The 17,745-nt window shown below is 74.2% G+C and carries 11 protein-coding genes and 1 pseudogene; all 12 read left to right on the top strand.

Annotated elements, in window-relative coordinates:
* Positions 1-206: 206 nt before the first annotated feature.
* The 12 genes and pseudogenes from QQK45_RS02710 to QQK45_RS02655 all read left to right on the top strand — a co-directional run bounded on the left by QQK45_RS02710 (position 207) and on the right by QQK45_RS02655 (position 17,736).
* On the top strand, positions 207-920 hold the full coding sequence (locus tag QQK45_RS02710) for a hypothetical protein (protein WP_284291944.1): 714 nt from the start codon (positions 207-209) through the stop codon (positions 918-920).
* Positions 921-937: 17 nt separating this feature from the next.
* Positions 938-5,391: pseudogene (locus QQK45_RS02705) on the top strand (type VII secretion EssC family protein).
* A 148-nt stretch (positions 5,392-5,539) separates the two neighbouring features.
* The gene (locus QQK45_RS02700; RefSeq protein WP_284291942.1) at positions 5,540-5,812 is read left to right on the top strand and encodes a WXG100 family type VII secretion target; all 273 of its coding nucleotides are present in this window, start codon (positions 5,540-5,542) and stop codon (positions 5,810-5,812) included.
* Positions 5,813-5,970: 158 nt separating this feature from the next.
* Positions 5,971-7,125 (top strand): hypothetical protein, encoded by a 1,155-nt coding sequence (locus tag QQK45_RS02695; RefSeq protein WP_284291940.1) that lies wholly within the window; start codon positions 5,971-5,973, stop codon positions 7,123-7,125.
* Between the two features lie 66 nt (positions 7,126-7,191).
* Positions 7,192-7,674 (top strand): LpqN/LpqT family lipoprotein, encoded by a 483-nt coding sequence (locus tag QQK45_RS02690; protein WP_284291938.1) that lies wholly within the window; start codon positions 7,192-7,194, stop codon positions 7,672-7,674.
* A gap of 1 nt (position 7,675) precedes the next feature.
* A complete protein-coding gene (locus QQK45_RS02685; RefSeq protein ID WP_284291936.1) occupies positions 7,676-8,170 on the top strand; it encodes a hypothetical protein in 495 nt (164 codons plus the stop codon).
* A gap of 26 nt (positions 8,171-8,196) precedes the next feature.
* A complete protein-coding gene (locus QQK45_RS02680) occupies positions 8,197-9,447 on the top strand; it encodes a hypothetical protein (RefSeq protein ID WP_284291933.1) in 1,251 nt (416 codons plus the stop codon).
* Between the two features lie 49 nt (positions 9,448-9,496).
* Positions 9,497-9,976, top strand: a complete 480-nt coding sequence (locus QQK45_RS02675) for an LpqN/LpqT family lipoprotein (protein WP_284291931.1) — start codon at positions 9,497-9,499, stop codon at positions 9,974-9,976.
* Positions 9,977-11,000: 1,024 nt separating this feature from the next.
* Positions 11,001-11,165, top strand: a complete 165-nt coding sequence (locus QQK45_RS02670) for a hypothetical protein (RefSeq protein WP_284291929.1) — start codon at positions 11,001-11,003, stop codon at positions 11,163-11,165.
* Between the two features lie 92 nt (positions 11,166-11,257).
* Positions 11,258-15,586, top strand: a complete 4,329-nt coding sequence (locus tag QQK45_RS02665) for a type VII secretion EssC family protein (protein ID WP_284291927.1) — start codon at positions 11,258-11,260, stop codon at positions 15,584-15,586.
* 123 nt (positions 15,587-15,709) lie between these two features.
* Positions 15,710-16,006, top strand: coding sequence for a WXG100 family type VII secretion target (locus tag QQK45_RS02660; protein ID WP_284291925.1), 297 nt, complete (start codon positions 15,710-15,712; stop codon positions 16,004-16,006).
* A gap of 317 nt (positions 16,007-16,323) precedes the next feature.
* The gene (locus QQK45_RS02655) at positions 16,324-17,736 is read left to right on the top strand and encodes an FAD-dependent oxidoreductase (protein ID WP_284291922.1); all 1,413 of its coding nucleotides are present in this window, start codon (positions 16,324-16,326) and stop codon (positions 17,734-17,736) included.
* Positions 17,737-17,745: the final 9 nt, after the last annotated feature.

Genomic DNA, 17,745 nt, shown 5'->3' with positions numbered 1-17,745 from the left:
GTTCACCTGGGACTACCAAGGTAAGGACGGCGACACCTTCCGGTGGCAGACGGTCACCGCGCTGGGTGCCGGCAAGTCGCAGCCGACGTCGAAGCGGGAGGCCGTGGCAGCCGTCGGGAGCGACGGGAACGTGTGCATCAAGGTCGAGGCGGTGCGGGAGGGCAAGCCGTCGCCCTCGGTCGGTGCCTGCCTGAAGGGGGACTGACGTGTCGGGGCTGAGGGTCGAGTTCTGCGGGGAACGGTTCGACGTCGACCCCGACGTGCCGTTCGAGATCGGGCGCGACGGGGACCTCGAGGTCGACGACAACCCCTACCTGCACCGCCGCTTCCTGCGGATCACGTTCGAGCACGGCATCTGGTGGCTCGCGAACGTGGGCACCCTGCTGTCGGCGACGGTGTGCGACGCGACGGGCGGCGTCCAGTCCTGGGTCTCGCCCGGGACCCGGCTGCCGATCGTCTTCCCGCACACGACGGTCGTCTTCACGGCCGGCCCGACGACGTACGAGCTGAGCGCGGAGCTCGCCGACGCCCCGTACGACGAGGTCCGCGCGGACGACCTGCGCGGCGACGGGGACGGCGACGGCACGGTGACGATCGGCGTCGTGCCGTTCACGACGAGCCAGCGCCAGCTCATCGTGGCGCTCGCGGAGCCGCTGCTGCGCCAGAGCGGCACGGGCCTGTCGGAGCTGCCGTCGTCGGTCGACGCGGCGCGACGCCTCGGCTGGACCACGACGCGCTTCAACCGGAAGCTCGACAACGTCTGCGACAAGCTCGACCGGATCGGGGTCAAGGGCCTGCGTGGCGGGCCGGCGTCGCACGCGAAGAACCGGCGCGCCCGGCTCGTGGAGTACGCGGTCGCGAGCCGGCTCGTGACCGTCGAGGACCTGCCCCTGCTCGACCTGCCCGACGACGACGCCTGACGCTAAGGAATCCCTGAGTGCGCATCAAGCTGACCCTGCAGCGTCCGGACGCGTCCGCGACGGACGTCGCGGTGACCGCCGACGCGACCGCCACCGTGCGCGACGTCGCCGAGGCCCTCTACTCGGGCGACCCGGCCCGCGGGGGCGCGGAGGCGCCGCCGCGCCTGAGCCTGCAGATCTCGGGAGACGTCGCGTCGTCGGGCACCCGTGTGCTGGACCCGGCGAGCGAGCTGTTCGAGGCGGGCCTGCGGGCGGGCTCGACGGTCTCGCTCGTGCAGGTCCCGGAGCAGTTCGTGGCCCCGGGGCACGACCGGGGTGCGGCCGTCGCGATGCTGCGGGTCCTCGACGGCCCGGACGCCGGCGCCGAGTTCCCGCTGCCCGCGGGCACGAGCTGGGTGGGCCGCGGCATCGAGGCGGACGTGCGGCTGTCCGACCCGCTGGTGTCCAAGCAGCACGCCCGGCTGTCGGTCGCGGAGAGTGTCGAGATCATCGACGCGAACTCGGCGAACGGGCTGGTCATCGGCCGCGAGCGGGTGACGCGCGCGACCCTCACGGCGGCCGACCAGGTGACCCTCGGCGCCACGACCCTCGCGGTGACGCCGCTCCAGCACAGCGCGGACCTCGCGCCGACGAATCCGGTGATCGAGTTCAACCGGTCGCCGCGCGCCGTCGCCCGGTTCGCGGAGCACGTGCTCAAGCCGCCGAAGCCGCCGGAGCGGCCGAACCGCGCGCGCTTCCCGGTGATCGCGATGCTGGCACCGCTCCTCATGGGCGCGATCCTGTTCGCGATCCAGCACACGATCCTCTCGGTGATCTTCGTGGCCCTGAGCCCGATCATCATGATCGGCACGTACCTGGATCAGAAGTTCGAGTCGCGGCGCACGTTCAGGGAGCAGGTCGAGCAGTTCGACGCCTCGATGGCCGCGCTCCGCGAGACGATCGAGAAGGAGCACGCGACCGAGCGCGGCGTCCGGCTCCAGGAGGCGCCGTCGGTCGGGGAGGCCCTCGAGTCGGCCCGCCGGCTGGGCCCGCTCCTGTGGACGCACCGCCCGGAGCACCGCGAGTTCCTCTCGGTGCGGCTGGGGCTGGGCAGCGCCCGGTCGCGGACGCAGGTCGACGAGCTCGACGAGAACTCGACGCTGCCGCGGTTCTGGGCCCAGGTCGAGGAGGTCCGCCAGCAGTGCGCGACCATCACCGAGGTGCCCACCGTGGCCCAGCTCCGGTCGAGCGGCGCCCTCGGCATCGCTGGGTCCCCGGCCCGGGTGAGCGGCGCGGCGCGGGGCCTGGTCGTGCAGCTCACGGCGCTCCACTCGCCCGCCGAGCTGGTCGTCGTGGGGCTTACGTCGCCACGCTCGCGCGACGCCTGGGAGTGGCTCCGGTGGCTGCCGCACACGGGCTCGCCGCACAGCCCGATCTCGGGCGACCACCTCGCCGACAACCCGGGTGGGGGCGCGGTCCTCCTCGCGAAGCTCGAGGAGGTCGTCGAGACCCGGTCGGGCACGATCGAGGAGCGCGCGACGCCGCGGCCCCCGGTCGACGAGTCGAAGCCCGCCAAGGACCTGCCGCCGCCGCTCCTGCCGTCGGTCGTCGTCGTGGTCGAGGACGACGTCCCCCTCGACCGGGCGCGCCTGACCCGGCTCGCGGAGCGCGGGGCGGACGCCGGCGTCCACGTCGTGTGGGTCGCGCCGCGCGTCGAGCGGCTGCCCGCGGCGTGCCGCACGTTCGTCCAGCTCGGGGACACGGGCTCGGCCGTCGGGGAGATCCGGATCGGCCGGTTCACGTACCCGGTCGCCGTCGACCAGGTCGACCTCGAGACGGCACACGCGTTCGCGCGGTCGCTCGCGCCCGTCGTCGACGCGGGTGCGACGGTCAAGGACGACTCGGACCTGCCGCGCGCGGTCTCTTTCCTGACGCTGGCCGGCACGGAGCTCGGCGAGGACCCCGCGGCCCTGGTCGAGCGCTGGCGCGAGAACGACTCGCTGACGGTCCGCGACGGCTCGGCGCCCCGCCGGCGCCGCACCCCGGGACCCTGCGGGCGCTCGTCGGGCACTCGGGCACGGAACCGCTCTACCTGGACCTGCGCACGCAGGGCCCGCACGCGCTCGTCGGCGGGACGACGGGCGCGGGCAAGTCCGAGTTCCTCCAGTCGTGGGTGCTGGGCATGGCGGCCGCGCACAGCCCGGACCGGGTGACGTTCCTGTTCGTGGACTACAAGGGCGGCGCGGCCTTCGCGGACTGCGTGAACCTGCCGCACACCGTCGGGCTCGTCACCGACCTGTCCCCGCACCTCGTGCGTCGGGCGCTGACGTCGCTGCGGGCAGAGCTGCGGTACCGCGAGCACCTGCTCAACGCGAAGAAGGCCAAGGACCTCGTGTCGCTCGAGCGGACCGGCGACCCGGACACGCCGCCGAGCCTGCTCATCGTCGTCGACGAGTTCGCGGCGCTGGTCAGCGAGGTCCCGGAGTTCGTGGACGGCGTCGTCGACGTCGCCCAGCGCGGCCGGTCGCTCGGGCTGCACCTCATCCTCGCGACGCAGCGTCCGGCGGGCGTCATCAAGGACAACCTGCGCGCCAACACGAACCTGCGCGTCGCGCTGCGCATGGCCGACGAGGCGGACTCCTCGGACATCCTCGGGCTCCCGATGGCGGCGCACTTCGACCCGTCGATCCCGGGCCGCGGCGCCGTGAAGACGGGCCCCGGCCGCATCCAGACGTTCCAGACGGCCTACGCCGGCGGCTGGACGTCGAACGAGCCAGAGCGCCCGCGCATCGACATCGAGGAGGTCGGGTTCGGCACGGGCGCGGCCTGGGAGGTCCCGGGGCCGGTGGTCGACCCCGACCTCGACAAGGGCCCGTCGGACATCGCCCGCACGGTCGCGACCGTCTCGCAGGCCGCGCGCGACGCGGGCGTCCCCGAGCCGCGACGCCCGTGGCTCCCCGAGCTCGCGCGCGCCTACGACCTGGCCCGCCTGCCCAACCCCCGCACGGACGAGCGCCTGCTGCTCGGCGTCGTCGACGACCCGCACACCCAGTCGCAGCCCACCGCGTTCTACGAGCCCGACCGCGACGGCAACCTGGCCGTGTTCGGCACGGGCGGGTCCGGCAAGAGCGCGGCCCTGCGGACGATCGCCGTCTCGGCGGCCATCACGGCCCGCGGGGGACCCGTGCAGGTGTACGCGATCGACTGCGGCTCCGGCGGCCTCCGGATGCTCGAGGAGCTGCCGCACGTGGGCGCCGTCGTGCAGGGTGACGACTCCGAGCGCGTGACGCGCCTCGTGCGGATGCTGCGCGACGTCGTCGACGAGCGCGCCGCACGGTACGCGGAGGTCCGCGCGTCGACGATCGGCGAGTACCGCCGCCTGGCGAGCGCGCCGGCCGAGCCGCGGATCATCCTGCTCATCGACGGCATCGGCGCGTTCCGCGAGGAGTACGAGTACAAGTCGACGCCGTGGTTCCCGGTGTTCGCGGCGTTCCAGCAGGTCGCGACGGACGGTCGGCCGGTGGGCGTACACGTCGTGGTCTCGGGCGACCGGCCGATGTCCGTGCCGACGTCGCTCGGCTCGACGATCCAGAAGCGCCTCGTCCTGCGGCTGGCCCGCGAGGAGGACTACCTCGCGATGGACATGCCGCGGGACGTCCTCACGGTCGCGTCGCCCCCGGGCCGGGCCATGCTCGACGGCGCCGAGCTGCAGGTCGCGGTGCTCGGCGGGGACTCGAACGTGTCCACGCAGTCCCGGGCCCTGGCCCGGCTGCGCGGCGTCATGGTCGCGAACGGCGTCCAGCAGGCGCCGCCGATCCTCAGCCTCCCGGACTCGATCCCGCTCGGGTCGCTGCCCGCGAACACGGGCGGCGGGGCCGTGGTCGGCCTCGACGACCTCGACCTCGCGCCGGTCGTCCTCCCGGACCGCGGGCCGTTCATGCTCTCGGGCCCGCAGGGCTCCGGCCGCACGACGGCGCTCGTCACGCTCGCGCAGGCGGTGCGTCGCGCTAACCCGGCGGCCCGGGTCGTGTACCTGGCGCCGCGGGCGGGGAACGTGTCGGGGCTGCCGGTCTGGTCGACGGCCGCGGTCGGGGACGACGTCGCGCCGCTCGTCGACGAGCTCGTGACCCTCGCCGAGTCGGGGACCCTGGCGCGCGGCCAGATGGTGCTCGTGATCGAGGCGGTCACGGAGTTCACGGGCAGCAGCGTCGAGAGCTCGCTCGAGCGGCTCGTGCGCGCCATGGTGCGCGCCGACCAGCTCGTGGTGGGCGAGGCCGAGGCGTCGACGTGGAGCCAGGCGTGGTCGCTCGCGCAGCCCTTCAAGGGCGGTCGCGAAGGTCTCCTGCTCACCCCGAACGAGGGCGACGGCGACACGCTGCTCTCGACCGGGCTCGGACGGGTGCGCCGGGCGGACTTCCCGCCCGGGCGCGGGTTCCTCGTCACCGGCGGGGTCGCGCGCAAGCTGCAGGTCGCCCTCCCGGAGCCCGTCTGACGCGGGCACGGGGAGGTCCGGGCACACGTGCCAGGCGGATGGGGAGTCCTCCCCATCGACCCGGTGCGGGGGCCCATGGTTGAGTTCTCGGTGTCGAGAACAACGGACGGTCGCCCGCAGGGGGCGGCCACGACGAAGGAGCAGTCACATGGCGGGAATGATCGGTCTTGACGTCGAGCAGGTCAACGCACTCGGCGACAAGCTGAACCAGGGCGCGCAGGAGATCAAGGAGCTCGTCCAGAAGCTCAACGGTGCGCTCAACGGCGTGCAGTGGAAGGGCACCGACGGCGACAAGTTCCGCGACGAGTGGCACCACCAGCACGTCACGCAGCTCAACAAGGTCGCGGACGCGCTGCAGCAGGCCGGCCAGACGGCCAAGAAGAACGCGCAGAACCAGCAGCAGACCTCGAGCGCTCTCTGAGCCGAGGGACGCGACCTCGGTCGTGACTCGACCGCGCGGCGGGCACCGTCTCCGGTGCCCGCCGCGCGGCACGTTCGTCGTGGGCGGCAGGAGGGCCACACGACGGGCACCAGCACGTGGGCAGCGGACGGCGTAGTGCGTGAGCAGGAGGAGGGGCGATGGGGATCGTCGGGGCGGACGTCGACGAGCTGAAGCAGCTCGGGGAGCAGTTCGCGGAGGCGTCGACGCGGTTGGAGCACCTGCGGACGACGGTGGCGTCGTCGGTGCGGTCGAGCGGGTGGGCCGGTCCCGACGCGGACGGCTTCCGGGGCTCGTGGTCGGGGCACGACGCCAAGATCGTCGCGGCGCGTGACCTGCTGAGCCAGGCGGGCAAGACCCTGGTCAAGAACGCGGAGGACCAGCGCCAGACGAGCGCCGTGCTCGTGGGTGCGGGGGCGTTCGCCGGGGCCACGGCGACGGCGACCGCCTCCGGTGGCTCGGGCGAGGAGGGCGGCGCGAGCGCGTTCGCGGGAGCGCGGGCCGACGGCAGCGCGTCGGCGTCGGGCTCGGGCACCGAGGACGACCCGTGGGCGGCGAAGGCCGACGCGAGCGCCTTCGCGGGCGCCGAGGCGAGCGCGGAGGGCAAGTTCGGCTCCGACGACGGCCTCCACGGGCAGGGCGAGGCGGAGGCGTGGGCGGGGGCGAAGGCCGACGCGGGCGCGCACGCCGGTTTCGACGGGAAGAACTTCACGGCCGACGCCTCGGCGGAGGCCGCCGCGGGAGCGGGCGCCAGCGCGTCCGGTTCGATCGGCTACGGCGAGGACCTCGGGGTCTCGGGGGAGGCGGACGCGTTCGCGGGTGCGAAGGCGAGCACCGACGCCACGTTCGCCGCCGGGCTGTCCGGGATCAGCGCGGCCGTGGGCGCGCACGCCATGGCCGGCGCGGAGGCCAACGCCAAGGCCGACGCCCACGCGGGGATCCTCAAGGGCTCCGCCGAGGGCAACGCGTTCGCGGGCGCGAAGGCCGACGCCGACGCCAAGGCGTCGATCGGTCCCGGCGGCCTGAGCGCTGAGGCGGGCGTCGACGCGTTCGCAGGGGCGTCCGCGGAGGCCAAGGCCGAGGGCGGGATCGACGGCGCGACGGTCGGCGCGGGCGTCGAGGCCAAGGCAGGGATCGGCTTCGAGGCGAAGACGAGCGCCGACATCGGCTGGGAGGACACGAAGGTCGACGTGCACCTCGCCGCTGCGCTGGGCATCGGCGGCGGTCTCGACTTCAGCGTCGACGTGTCCCCGAAGAAGCTCGCGAGCGGCATGCTCCACAGCCTCGGCTTCTAGTCTGTCCGGGCGCACCGCCGGACCGACACGACCCGCACGACGAGACGACAACACGAAGGACATCCGATGACCACCGTGCAGTTCCCCTCGCAGGACTTCCCGGCACCGCCGGCGCTCACGCTCGACTGCCCCGAGGGCTGGCGCCCGCTCACCAACGTCGCCACGCAGCTCGCCGTCGGCAAGGAGGTGCCGGAGGGCCAGTTCCGGCCCAACGTGATCGCCGTGGTCACGCGCGTCCGGTCCACCTACTCGCTCGACGACGCGATCCGCGAGGTCACCGAGGCGCTCACGCCGCTCGACGGCTACGCCGAGGTCGGCCGCGAGACCACCGAGGTCGACGGCCGCACGATGTTCCGCATCGAGGTGACGTTCTCCGACCAGCACGGCGCCACGATGGCGCAGGCGATCCGCCTCTTCGTGATCGACCGCGGCCCCGTCCGCGACCTGGTCCAGCTCACGGGAAGCTGCCTGGCGCCGCAGGTCGAGAGCACCTGGCCCGAGATCCGTGAGATCCAGGCGAGCATCCGCATCACCGACGAGGAGGCCTGAGATGGCGCTCGACGTGCAGTCCGCGCTCGCCGCGGTGGAGGCGCTCAACTCCGACGACGCCCCGTTCACGGTGACGACCGAGCGCACGGAGGCGGGCGGCGTCGTCCGCGCCACCTGGAAGGTCTGGGACACCCGCTGGAGCAGCCTGCTCAACGCGGGCCACCTGTCCAAGGACTACGAGCTCGAGGTGACGCTCGACGCGGAGACGGGGAACTACCGCTTCACCGAGCGGTCGACCGAGGTGCGCGAGGGCGCGGGCGCCGTGGGTGACGGCCTGTCCGCGAACCGGACGACGTCGCACACCAAGGGCAAGTTCGTGGTGCGCGAGCACTCGACGGTCAAGGCGCCGTCGGTGACGTGGCAGGACGGGACGGGCCGCTCGTGGTCGGGCACGTTCTCGTCCAAGACGGTCAAGGAACCCGTGCTCGGCGCGCTCCGCGACCGGGGCTGGCGGCCCAAGCACGACAACTGGTTCAGCCGGCTCCTCGAGCGCTGAGCGCGGGACCGGGGCAGGAGGGCGTCATGGGGTTCGTCGGTGCGGACGTCGACGAGCTGGCACAGCTCGGCGAACGCTTCACGGAGGCGTCGAAGCGGCTGGAGTCGTTGCGGACGACGGTCGCGTCGTCGGTGCGCTCGAGCGGCTGGTCGGGGCCGGACGCGGACGACTTCCGGCACTCGTGGTCGGGGCACGAGGCGAAGATCCTCGCGGCCCGGGACCTGCTCGCCGCGGCCGCGAAGACGCTCCAGTCCAACGCCGACGACCAGCGGCAGACGAGCGCGACGCTCACCGGGGCGGGCGCCGGGAGCGGGGGCTCGACCGGCACCGGGTACTCCGGCGGAGGCGGTGGCGGCGGCGGGGGCGGCGGCTATGGAGACGACCCGGGCGCCACCACCGGCGTCGCCGACACCCTGAGCGGCAGCAAGGAAGGCTTCGTGGGGATCGGGCCTCTCGGCGCCGGCGGCAGCGTCGACTACGGCCTGGGCCAGTCCGTGGACGACGCCGAGTCGCCGTACGACGACGGCCGCTACCTCCTGCACGACGACGACCACGGGATCCTGGCCGAGTCGCTGCCCGGGCAGCACACCGACGGTGCGACGGTCCAGGGGCAGGCGTCGGTCGAGGTGCGGGACGCCGACGCTCCCGAGGGCGAGGACAAGGGCAGCAGCCCGCTCGACGACGCCGTCAAGCTCGGAGGCGTGCGCGCGGGCGGCGTCCTCGGGCTCCAGGGCGAGACGTCCGGCCAGTTCGGCACGGAGGACGGCGCCCACGGCGAGGGCTCCCTCGAAGGGTGGGCCGGCGCCAAGGGCGACGTCGGGGCCGGTGCCACGATCGGTGCCGCAGGACTTGCGGCGACCGCCTACGGGTCGGCCGCCGTCGGCGCCGGCGGGAGCGCGAGCGGCTCGGTCGGCTACGGCATCCTCGAGGCCAAGGGCGAGGCCACCGCGTTCGCGGGCGCCCGCGCCGAGGCCGGTGCGGGCGCCTCCGTGGGACCGAACGGCGTGAGCGCCAACGTCGGCGTGGACGCGTTCGCTGGGGCCGAGGCGTCGGTGTCCGGCTCGGCCGGCATCGAGGGCGCCCAGGTGGGCGCGACCGCCACGGGCTACGCCGGCATCGGGTTCTCCGCGAACGCGTCGCTCGACGTCGGCACCGACGGCATCAAGGGCACCATCGACTTCGGCGCCGCGCTCGGCATCGGCGGGAAGATCTCGCTCGACGTCGACATCGAGCCCGCCAAGCTCGTCGACGACATCGGCGGCTGGTTCGGCTTCTAGGCTTCCACACAGCTCATCCCCTGCAGCGAACGAGAGAGGACCACCCCCGATGACCCTCCAGGTGACGAGCCCGGGCGACGACTTCCCGGCGCCCGCGCAGCTGACCGTCGAGATCCCCGACGACTGGCACACCCTGCCCGACGTCGCACTGCCGCTCGCCGTCGCCAAGAGGGTCCCGGAGGACAACTTCCGGCCCAACGTCGTCGCGGTCGTGACCCGGATCCGCTCGGCATACACACTCGACGCCGCCGTCGGGGCCGCCATGGCGCGGCTCACCCCGCTCGACGGGTTCGCCGAGATCGGTCGCGAGACCCTCGAGGTCGACGGCTGGCCCGCGTTCCGCGTGGAGGTCGCGTTCACGGACACCCGGTCCGGCGCCACGATGGCACAGGCGCTGCGGCTCGTGCGGGTCGAGCGTGGACCGGTCGCGGACCTCGTGGAGCTGACGGGCTCGTGCCTCGCGCCGCAGGTCGAGGTCGCGTGGCCGGAGATCCGCGCCGTTCAGAACAGCCTGCGCATCGCTGTCTGACCCGTTCGCCGACGGTGAGGTGTCGTGGTCGGGTTCGCGGGTGGGTGCGGCGAGGTGGTTCGGGCTGTCGTGCTCCGGCCCTGGGGGCCGTGCGCACTCCTTGACGCCCTTCACCGCCTCCCCGCACCCACCCGCTTCGCCGTCCGCTCACCTTCCTCGCGTCCCGGCGTCCGCGCGGCCGTCGTCTCGCCTTCCCTGCGCCCGCCCGCTCGGCCGTCGTCTCGCCTTCCCTGCGCCCGCCCGCTCGGCCGTCGTCTCGCCCTTGCCACGTTCCCGACCGTCCGGTTCGTCGCCGCCTCTTCCTCGACGCGAGTCAGCGCGTTTCGTCCGAGTCAGCGGGGAGTTCACGCTGACTGGGGTGATTCGCGCTGACTCGGCGGCGCCTGGTGCCCCCGCTGTCGGGACGTGTGCCGTCGTGAGCCGGGCACGACCAGTACCGAACCTGCTGGCAAGCTTCCTGAGCCGGCTGCTCGGACGCTGCCGGTCCTGGCCTCTCGGGCTGGGGTGACGCCGTCGTCGGTGCAGGTCCGACCGCCGAGCATGCGGTTGTGCCCGTTCCCTCGGGCCGAGCATGGGGTTGCGTCCCTGGTCAGCGGTGAGGTGGTGGGCAACGTCATGGTCGGCGATCCCGGGGGTGGCTGATCGCATGGTCGGCGGCGCTTGGAAGCGGGGGAACTGGATGTCGCCGACGGCGGACTCGTCGCCGCAGCGGTCTGGGGCGGGCGACCGGTTGTGGAGGTGAGCTGACCGCGAAGGGTGGGGCGGGTGGGGTGCGCGCGGTCGTGGAGGGTCTGGCGGGAGCCGAAGCGAGGAACGAGCGAGGCGGATGGAAGACCGCGCGCACCCCACCCGCCCCGCCTGACCCGACCACAGGGCACCCGACCCGACCACAGGGCGCCCGACCCGACCACAGACGAGAGGGCATGACATCCCTGCTGGCGGGCGTCGTCGAGGTTGTCCACAGGCGTGCCCGCGACACCGGGGCCTCCGTCTAGGCTCTCGCGGGACCTGGCAGGGAGGGTGCATGCGGCTCAAGCTCACGTTGGTGCGCGCGGACGGTACGGACGACGACGTGGTGGTCACGGCGGACGCGGCGACGACCGTGGCCGACGTGGCGCAGACGATCGCCCGCGTCGACCCGCGACGCCCCGGGACGGGTGCCGGTGGCGGGGGCCGCGGGGCGGGCTGACGTTGCAGGCGCGGCTCCCGGGCCAGGAGCGGCCGGTCGTCCTGCCGCCGGACGCGCCGATCGGCGAGGCGTGGATCGGGTCCGGAGCGACGGTGGCGGTCGTCGCCGCTGGGACGCACCGGCCGGAGGCCGGCCTGGGGCGGCGGACGCCGCGGGTCGTGGTGCGGGTCGTCGGGGGCCCGGACACCGGTCTGCACGTCGAGCTGCCCGAGGGGACCTGGACGGTGGGCCGGGCTCCCGGCTCGGCGGTGCGCCTCACGGACGCGCTCGCCTCGAAGCGGCACGCGCGGATCGACGCGGCGCGCGGCCTGGAGCTCGTGGACCTGGGGTCGGCGAACGGCGTGGAGGTCGACGGCGGCCTGGTCCAGCGGCTGCGCGTGGACGCACCGGTCCGGGTGACGTTGGGCGGCACGGTGCTCGTCGTCGAGCCGGCCCGGGCGGTGCTGAGCGACGTGGTCGCGTCCGCCGGCCCGGTGCCGTTCAACCGCTCGCCCCGGGTCGAACCGCGCCACGAGGGCCTCGAGCTCACGGCCCCGGAGGCGCCGGCCGAGGACGACCGCCAGCCCTTTCCGCTGGTGGGGATGCTCGCACCGCTCCTCGTCGGTGGCGCGATGTTCATGCTCACGCACAACCCGACGTCGCTGATCTTCGTCCTTATGACGCCGCTCATGCTGGCGGGGAGCTTCGGCACCCAGAAGCGGCAGCGCCGTCGACGGCGTGAGCGTCTGCTGGCCCGGTTCGACGAGCGCCTCGAGGGCCTCGAGCGGACCCTCGCGTCCCTGGCCGTCGCCGAACGGGAGGGCCGGCTCGCGGAGGCGCCGTCGACGGCGGTCGCGCTGGCCGAGGCGGTCCGCCGTGGCCCGCTGCTGTGGACGCGGAGGCCGGAGCACTGGTCGTTCCTCAACGTGCGGCTGGGCCTGGGCGCGATGCCGAGCCGTACGACCGTCGGCCGGGGGAGCCGCGGCGACCTGCTGCCGGAGCACGCGGAGCGGCTCGACGCGCTCGTGTCCCGCTACCGCACGGTCGCCGGGGTGCCGGTCATCGAGAACCTCCACGACGTGGGCGCGCTCGGGGTCGCCGGCCCGCGCGACCGGTCGCTGGGATCGGTGCACGGGTTGCTCGTGCAGCTCAGTGCGCTGCACTCGCCCGCCGAGCTCGCGGTGGCGGCGATCGTGAGCCCCGCCTGGTCGCGTGACCTGGACTGGTTGTCGTGGGTACCGCACACGTCGTCGCCGCAGTCGCCCGTCACCGGACCCCACCTGGCGGACTCGCCGTCGAGCGCGGCCGTGCTGCTGGCCGAGCTCGAGGGAGTGATCCGTTCCCGGCTCGCCCGCGGCGGGGTGCGCCGGCGGGGCGCGCTCCGCGTCGCCGACGCGGCGCTCGACCGCGGCGCGACGGTCGGGTCCGACGCCGACGGGACGCAGGCGCCGCTGCCTGCGCTGGTGGTCGTCGTGTCCGACGACGCGGACGTGGACCGCGCGCGTCTCACGCAGCTCGCGGAGGTCGGGCCGGACGCGGGGGTCTACGTGGTGTGGCTGGCACCCGACGTCGAGCGGCTGCCGGGCGCCTGCCGCACGTTCCTCGCGTTCGACGACGACGGCGCCGCCCGGGCGGGGCTCGTCCGGCTGGGCGAGCGGGTCGACCTGGTCGACGTGCGCGACGACGTCGTGGACGGGGACACGGCCCACGACTACGCGCGCCGCATGGCTCCGGTCCTCGACGCGGGGGCCGTGGCGGAGGACGCGAGCGACCTGCCCCGGTCGGTGGCGCTGCTGTCGCTGCTCGGGCACGACCTGGCGGCGTCCGCGGACGCCGTCGTCGACCGGTGGCGCCAGAACCGGTCGGTCCACGACCGCACGCCGGGGGCGGTGCCGCGCCGCCGGAAGGCCGGCTCGCTGCGTGCGACGGTCGGGTCGGCGGGCGTGGACGCGATGCAGCTCGACCTGCGGGCGCACGGTCCGCACGCGCTCGTCGGCGGGACGACGGGGTCGGGCAAGTCGGAGTTCCTGCAGGCGTGGGTGCTCGCCCTGGCCGCCGAGTACAGCCCGGACCGTGTGACGTTCCTGTTCGTGGACTACAAGGGCGGCTCGGCGTTCGCCGACTGCGTGGACCTGCCGCACTGCGTGGGCCTGGTCACGGACCTGTCGCCGCACCTGGTGCGACGCGCCCTCACGTCGCTGCGGGCCGAGCTGCGGCACCGCGAGCACCTGCTGAACCGGAAGCAGGCGAAGGACCTGCTCGAGCTGGAGCGGCGCGGCGATCCCGAGTGTCCGCCCGCCCTGGTGCTGGTCATCGACGAGTTCGCGGCGCTCGCCGGGGAGGTCCCCGAGTTCGTGGACGGCGTGGTCGACGTCGCGCAGCGCGGCCGGTCGCTCGGGATCCACCTCGTCATGGCGACGCAGCGCCCGGCGGGCGTCATCAAGGACAACCTGCGCGCCAACACGAACCTGCGCGTCGCGCTGCGCATGGCGGACGAGCGCGACGCGGTCGACGTGGTGGAGGTCCCGGACCCGGCGCACTTCGACCCGGCTCTGCCGGGGCGCGCCGTGGCCGCGACGGGCCCGGGCCGGCTGCAGGTGTTCCAGTCGGCGTACGCGGGTGGGTGGACCTCCCCGGACCCGGAGCGCCGCGACGTCGAGGTGGCCGAGCTGCGGTTCGGCACGGAGGTGCGCTGGGAGGAGCCGGACCGCCCGTCCGACGACGCACCCGACGACGAGCCCGGCCCCACGGACCAGCAGCGGCTCGTGCGGGCCGTGGTGGCGGCGGCCGGCGCCGCTGCCGTGCCCGAGCCCCGTCGCCCCTGGCACGACGAGCTGCCGGCGGTCCTCGACCTCGCCCCGCTCGTCGCGTCGGCCGGCGCGGTGGCGAGCCCGAGGACCCTTGCGCTCGGGCTCGCCGACCTGCCGGACCAGCAGGTCCAGCGGCCCGCGGGCTTCGCCCCCGACGTCGACGGGCACCTCGGCGTGTACGGGACGAGCGGCGCCGGGAAGACGACGACGCTGCGGGCGGTCGCGGCTGCGGCCGGCTGGGCCTGCGCCGGGTCGGGCGACGCCGCCGGTCGCGTCCACGTCTACGCGCTCGACTTCGCGGCCGGGGGCCTGCGGGTGCTGGAGCCGCTGCCGCACGTGGGCGCCGTCGTCGACGGGGAGGACGGCGAGCGCGTCGTCGCGCTCCTGCGCCTGCTGCGCGACGAGCTCGAGGCGCGTGCCGAGGTGTTCGCCGCCGCGCACGCCTCGAGCGTCGACGAGCTGTGGCGCGCAGGCCGCACCGACGTCCCGCGCCTCGTCGTCCTGCTCGACAACCTCGCGGAGTTCCGCGACCGGTACGAGGCCGGACCCGGCCGTGCGGAGTGGTTCGGGGTGTTCCGGGACGTCCTCGCGAACGGCCGGCGCCTCGGGGTGCACGTGGTGTTCACGGCCGACCGGCCCGGCGCCGTGCCGAGCTACGTGCGCTCGTTCGTCCAGAGGAACGTGCTCCACCGGCTCGTGGACGACGGCTACCTGGCGTTCGGCGCGCCGCGGGACGTGCTGACACCGGCCTCGCCCGCGGGCCGCGCGGTGCTCGACGACGTCGAGGTGCAGGTCGGGGTCCTGGACGGCGACCCGTCGGCGTCCGCGCAGGCCGCGGCGACGGCCGCCCTGGCCGCCCGGCTGCGTGCCGCAGGTGTCCCCGACGCGCCGGGCGTCCGGGTCGCCCCCACCTCGTACGCGGCGTCCGACCTGCCCGCCGACGTCGCCGGGGCGCCCGCCCTGGGGCTCGACACGGTCACGCTCGAGCCGGTGGGGTTCGCGCCCGAGGGGACGCTCCTGGTGGCGGGACCGCCCGCGTCGGGCCGCACGAACGCCCTGGCTTGGCTCGTCCGCTCCGTGCTCCGCGCGGACCCGGACGCCCGCGCGTACCGGGTCGGGCCAGCCCGCTCGGCGCTCGCGGGCGTCGCGCCCTGGGCGGGCTGCGCCTCGGGTCCGGAGGAGGTCGCGACGCTGGTGGAGGAGCTGACGCGGCTCGTGCCGGACGACGCGGTCGCCGGGCGGCTCGTCGTCGTGGTCGAGTCCGTGGGCGACTACCTGCAGACGCCGGCCGACCGCGCGATCGTCGCCCTGGCCAAGGCGGTCCGCCCGACGCGTCACCTGCTCGTCGCCGACGGCGAGACGTCGGCCTGGAGCGGCCCGTGGCCCCTGCTCGCCGAGCTCAAGGCCGCTCGCCGCGGGCTGCTCCTGCAGCCCGACCCGTCCGACGGCGACGTGATCCTCCGGACCCCGCTCCCGCGTGTCGCCCGTGCCGAGCTCCCACCGGGCCGCGGCGCCTGGGTGGCGCGCGGCAAGGTCGCCCGTGTCCAGGTGCCGTGGGTGCTCGACGACGTCACCGCGGGCCTCGACGCGTCCGGAGCCGAGCGTGACGGGCGCCTGGTGCGGGTGGGCTGACCTGCGCGGACGCCGTCGTCCACAGGCCTGTGGATCGGCGGCACGGCGGGGTGCGACGCCGCTACGGTGGCGTCGACCGGGGCCGCAGGGGCCTCGTGCGACCTCGAGAAGGAGCTTCGGACCATGGCGAACGTCAACGTCACGTACGACGAGATGCAGGGTGCGGCGACCCGGCTGCGCGGAGGCCAGCAGCAGGCGACGGAGACACTGCAGCACCTCCAGCAGCAGGTCGACGACCTGGTGGCGGGCGGCTTCGTGACCGACCACGCCTCGGGCGCCTTCCAGGAGTCGTACCAGGAGTTCACGTCGGGCACGACGAAGGCGATCGCGGGCATCGAGGGCATGGCGCACTTCCTGGAGCAGGCGGCTCAGACGCTGCAGGACGTCGACACGCAGCTCGCCGCGGGTCTGCGCGGCTGATGCGGGCCGATCTCGAGCGCTGCCTGCAAGAGTTCACGGCGACACATTTGTCCGCGTCCTGAGACGCCCTATCCAGCGAGCGAGACGGACGCCACACTGGTCGGGCGGGGCAGGCGTCATAGACTCGGGGGAGCACACACCCGACGACGCCGCCTCGGCCCTACCGTCCGGGCTCGCGCCTGCACCGCCGAGCCGCCCCGGCCCCGGTGCCCCGGCTCCCCTCCGGGCGAGTCGCAGCGGTCGCGGACGGCGTCGGAACAGCACAGTGTCCGAGCATCCGGTGCACGAACACTTCAGCACGGAAGGCGTCCTACCACGTGAGCAGCAACCGGCCCTTGCGCGTCGCCGTCGTCGGCGCCGGCCCCGCGGGCATCTACGCCTCGGACATCCTGTCCAAGACCGACCTCGACGTGAGCATCGACCTCTTCGAGCGTCTGCCCGCCCCGTTCGGTCTCGTGCGCTACGGCGTCGCGCCCGACCACCCGCGCATCAAGATGATCATCGACGCCCTGCACAAGGTGCTGGGCCGGGGTGACATCCGTCTGATCGCGAACGTGGACTACGGGGTCGACCTCAAGCTCGACGACCTGCGCCAGTTCTACGACGCGGTCATCTTCTCGACGGGCTCGATCCGGGACGCGGCCCTGCCGATCCCCGGCATCGACCTGCCCCGGTCGTACGGCGCCGCGGACTTCGTGTCCTGGTACGACGGTCACCCCGACGTGCCGCGCACCTGGCCGCTCGACCAGCAGAAGGTCGCCGTGCTGGGCGCGGGGAACGTCGCGCTCGACGTGGCGCGCGTCCTGTCGAAGCACGCGGACGACCTCCTGCCCACCGAGATCCCGGCCAACGTGTACGAGGTCCTCAAGGCGAGCCCTGTGACCGACGTGCACGTCTTTGCGCGCCGCGGCCCCGCCCAGGCGAAGTTCTCCCCGCTGGAGCTGCGCGAGCTCGGCCACGTGCCGGACGTCGACGTGATCGTCTACCCGGAGGACTTCGAGTTCGACGACGGCTCGATGGCCGCGATCAGCTCGTCGAACCAGACCAAGCAGGTCGTCAAGACCCTCACGGACTGGACCCTCAAGGACCCGGCGTCGTTCACGGCGTCGCGCCGCCTGCACCTGCACTTCCTGCACGCGCCGGTCGAGGTGCTGGGCGACGAGGAGTCGGGCGTGACGGGCCTGCGCACGGAGCGCACCAGGCTGAACGGCGACGGCACCGTCTCCGGCACGGGCGAGTTCCACGACTGGGAGCTCGGGGCCGTCTACCGGGCCGTCGGGTACTTCGGGTCGCCGCTCCCGGAGATCCCGTTCGACGAGCTCAAGGGCGTCGTGCCGAACCGCGAGGGCCGCGTGATCGACATCGACGGCGAGCACATCCCCGGCGTGTACACGACCGGTTGGATCAAGCGCGGACCGGTCGGCCTCATCGGCCACACGAAGTCGGACGCGTCGGAGACGATCCGTCACCTCGTCGAGGACGCGACGGGCACGCCGGGCGAGGACGGCGTCCCGACGACGCCGCTGAACGACGCGGTGCACCGCGACCCGCAGGCGATCCTCGACTTCCTCGCCGAGCGGGGCGTCGACGCGATCGACTGGACGGGCTGGCTGCGTCTTGACGGGCACGAGCGAGCGCTGGGCGAGCCGCACGGCCGCAAGCGCATCAAGGTCGTGCCCCGCGACCAGCAGGTCGAGATCTCGCTGGGTCGCGCCGCGCAGCAGGACTGAGAGCCGCGA

This window comes from Luteimicrobium album (assembly GCF_030161555.1).
In the GTDB taxonomy this organism is placed as follows: Bacteria; Actinomycetota; Actinomycetes; order Actinomycetales; family Cellulomonadaceae; genus Luteimicrobium; species Luteimicrobium album.
The sequence above is the reverse complement of the archived record's forward strand: the minus strand, read 5'-3'. Positions and strand labels throughout refer to the sequence as shown.